1 rRNA gene is annotated in these 3,024 nt (G+C 52.0%); it reads right to left on the reverse strand.

Features of this window, described 5'->3' with window-relative positions:
• Window positions 1-115: 115 nt before the first annotated feature.
• A 23S ribosomal RNA gene (locus tag N6L24_RS15545) occupies window positions 116-2,958 on the reverse strand.
• Between the last annotated feature and the right edge of the window lie 66 nt (window positions 2,959-3,024).

The raw sequence follows: 3,024 nt of genomic DNA on the forward strand, positions 1-3,024 counted from the left end.
TGAGCGCAAGTACAAGCTGTGTATTGTTGTGTATGACTTATTTGGTCCCAGCTAGGCGACTTAGTCTGTGCGATTGCATTTCTGCTTGCGCACATGTGTCTGTCTATTACTGGATCAAATCAAGCCTATCGAGCCATTAGTACCGGTCAACTGAATGCATTACTGCACTTACATCTCCGGCCTATCGACGAGGTGGTCTACCTCGGCTCTCAGGGATACCTTGTTTTGAGGGGGGCTTCCCGCTTAGATGCCTTCAGCGGTTATCCTGTCCGATCATAGCTACCCAGCACTGCTCCTGGCGGAACAACTGGTACACCAGTGGATCGTTCACCCCGGTCCTCTCGTACTAGGGGCAACTCCTCTCAAGTATCCTACACCCACGGCAGATAGGGACCGAACTGTCTCACGACGTTCTAAACCCAGCTCACGTACCTCTTTAAACGGCGAACAGCCGTACCCTTGGGACCTGCTCCAGCCCCAGGATGAGATGAGCCGACATCGAGGTGCCAAACACTGCCGTCGATATGGACTCTTGGGCAGTATCAGCCTGTTATCCCCGGCGTACCTTTTATCCGTTGAGCGATGGCCCTTCCACTCGGGACCACCGGATCACTATGGCCGTCTTTCGACTCTGCTCGACTTGTCAGTCTTGCAGTCAGGCTGGCTTCTGCCATTGCACTCAACGAGCGATTTCCGACCGCTCTGAGCCAACCTTCGCGCGCCTCCGTTACGCTTTAGGAGGCGACCGCCCCAGTCAAACTACCCGCCACACAGGGTCCCGGATCCGGATAACGGACCGCGGTTAGACATCAAGCAATGCAAGGGTGGTATCTCAAGGGAGGCTCCACCAAAACTGGCGTTTTGGTTTCAATGCCCACCACCTATCCTGCACATGCATGGCCTGATGCCAGTGTGAAGCTGTAGTAAAGGTGCACGGGGTCTTTCCGTCTAACCGCGGGAAGCCTGCATCTTGACAGGCAATTCAATTTCGCTGAGTCTATGTTGGAGACAGCGGGGAAGTCGTTACGCCATTCGTGCAGGTCGGAACTTACCCGACAAGGAATTTCGCTACCTTAGGACCGTTATAGTTACGGCCGCCGTTTACCTGGGCTTCAATTCGGAGCTCTCACCCCTCCTTTTAACCTTCAGGCACCGGGCAGGCGTCAGACCCTATACGTCGTCTTGCGACTTCGCAGAGCCCTGTGTTTTTAGTAAACAGTCGCCACCCCCTGGTTTGTGCCCCCAGTCAATACTTGCGTAGAAACTGGGCCTCCTTCTCGCGAACTTACGGAGGTATTTTGCCGAGTTCCTTCAACATAGTTCTCTCAAGCGCCTTGGTATTCTCTACCAGTCCACCTGTGTCGGTTTAGGGTACGATCTTATGATGGAGCTATTTCCAGGGACAGCTAAGCGGCCCAACCAATCCAATAAGGTTGAACAACCCTCGCTATCCGTCACTTCCATCTGGCCCAGGAATATTAACCTGGTTCCCATCGACTACGCCTTTCGGCCTCGCCTTAGGGGTCGGCTTACCCTGCTCAGATTAGCTTTAAGCAGGAACCCTTGGACTTTCGGCGAGAGTGTCTCTCACACTCTTTGTCGCTACTCATGTCATCATTCTCACTAGTGATCTCTCCACGGGATCGCTCACGCGCCCGCTTCATCGAAAGAACCAAATCCTCCATGACATTCCGAAGAATGCTAAAGAGGAAAGGTCCTATGTCACACTACGCTCTGCTACCGCAAACGATCAAAGATCGTCTACCCTAGACTTCGGCTCATGGCTTGAGCCCCGTTACATCTTCGCCGCAGGACAACTTATTTAGACCAGTGAGCTGTTACGCTATCTTTAAAGGATGGCTGCTTCTAAGCCAACCTCCTGGTTGTTTTGGTCGTCCCACCTGCTTTCCCACTTAGCCATGAATTAGGGGCCTTAGTCGTAGGTCAGGGTTGTTTCCCTCTCCACTACGGACGTTAGCATCCGCAGTGTGTCTGCCATCTAGTACTCCCGGGTATTCGGAGTTTGGTTAGGATCAGTAAGCCTGTGGGGCCCCATTACCCATCCAGTGCTCTACCCCCCGGGGTATTCGGATGACGCTCTACCTAAATAGATTTCGCAGAGAACCAGCTATCTCCGAGTTTGATTGGCCTTTCACCCCTAGGCACAACTCATCCCGACCTTTTTCAACAGGTGTGGGTTCGGCCCTCCAGTAAGTGTTACCTTACCTTCAGCCTGGTCATGCCTAGATCACTCGGTTTCGGGTCTAATGCATCTAACTCAATCGCCCTATTAAGACTCGCTTTCGCTGCGCCTACACCTAACGGCTTAAGCTTGCTAGATACACTAAGTCGATGACCCATTATACAAAAGGTACGCTGTCAGCCCTCAAGGGGCCTCCAACTGATTGTAGGCGTTCGGTTTCAGGTACTGTTTCACTCCCCTTGTCGGGGTGCTTTTCACCTTTCCCTCACGGTACTGGTTCGCTATCGGTCAGTAAGGAGTACTTAGCCTTCGAAGGTGGTCCTCCGATCTTCAGACAGAATTTCACGTGTTCCGCCCTACTTAATACATCCCATCGAGCTTCCTATACGGGGCTATCACCCGCTATGGCCATGCTTCCCAACATGTTCTAGTCACTCTCAAGGCTTGGCTGGTCCCCGTTCGCTCGCCGCTACTAGGGGAGTATCAATTGATTTCCTTTCCTCCGGGTACTTAGATGTTTCAGTTCCCCGGGTTTGCTCTTAAAGACCTATGTATTCAGTCCTTAAGTACCTGGTTCAGCAAGATATAGGCAGCACCGAAGTGCTATTATATCAAACTGTCAGGTGGGTTCCCCCATTCAGAAATTCATGGATCAAAGCTTATTCTCAGCTCCCCATGACTTATCGCAGAGTATCACGTCTTTCATCGCCTCTTACTGCCAAGGCATCCACCAAACGCCCTTCTCGCGCTTGATTTGATCCAGAAATAGAAAGACATCATAATGTCCTACCGCTGCGCTACTTGAGGACTTGATTGCTCAA

The organism is Cognatishimia sp. SS12 (assembly GCF_028369055.1).
Lineage (GTDB): Bacteria > Pseudomonadota > Alphaproteobacteria > Rhodobacterales > Rhodobacteraceae > Cognatishimia.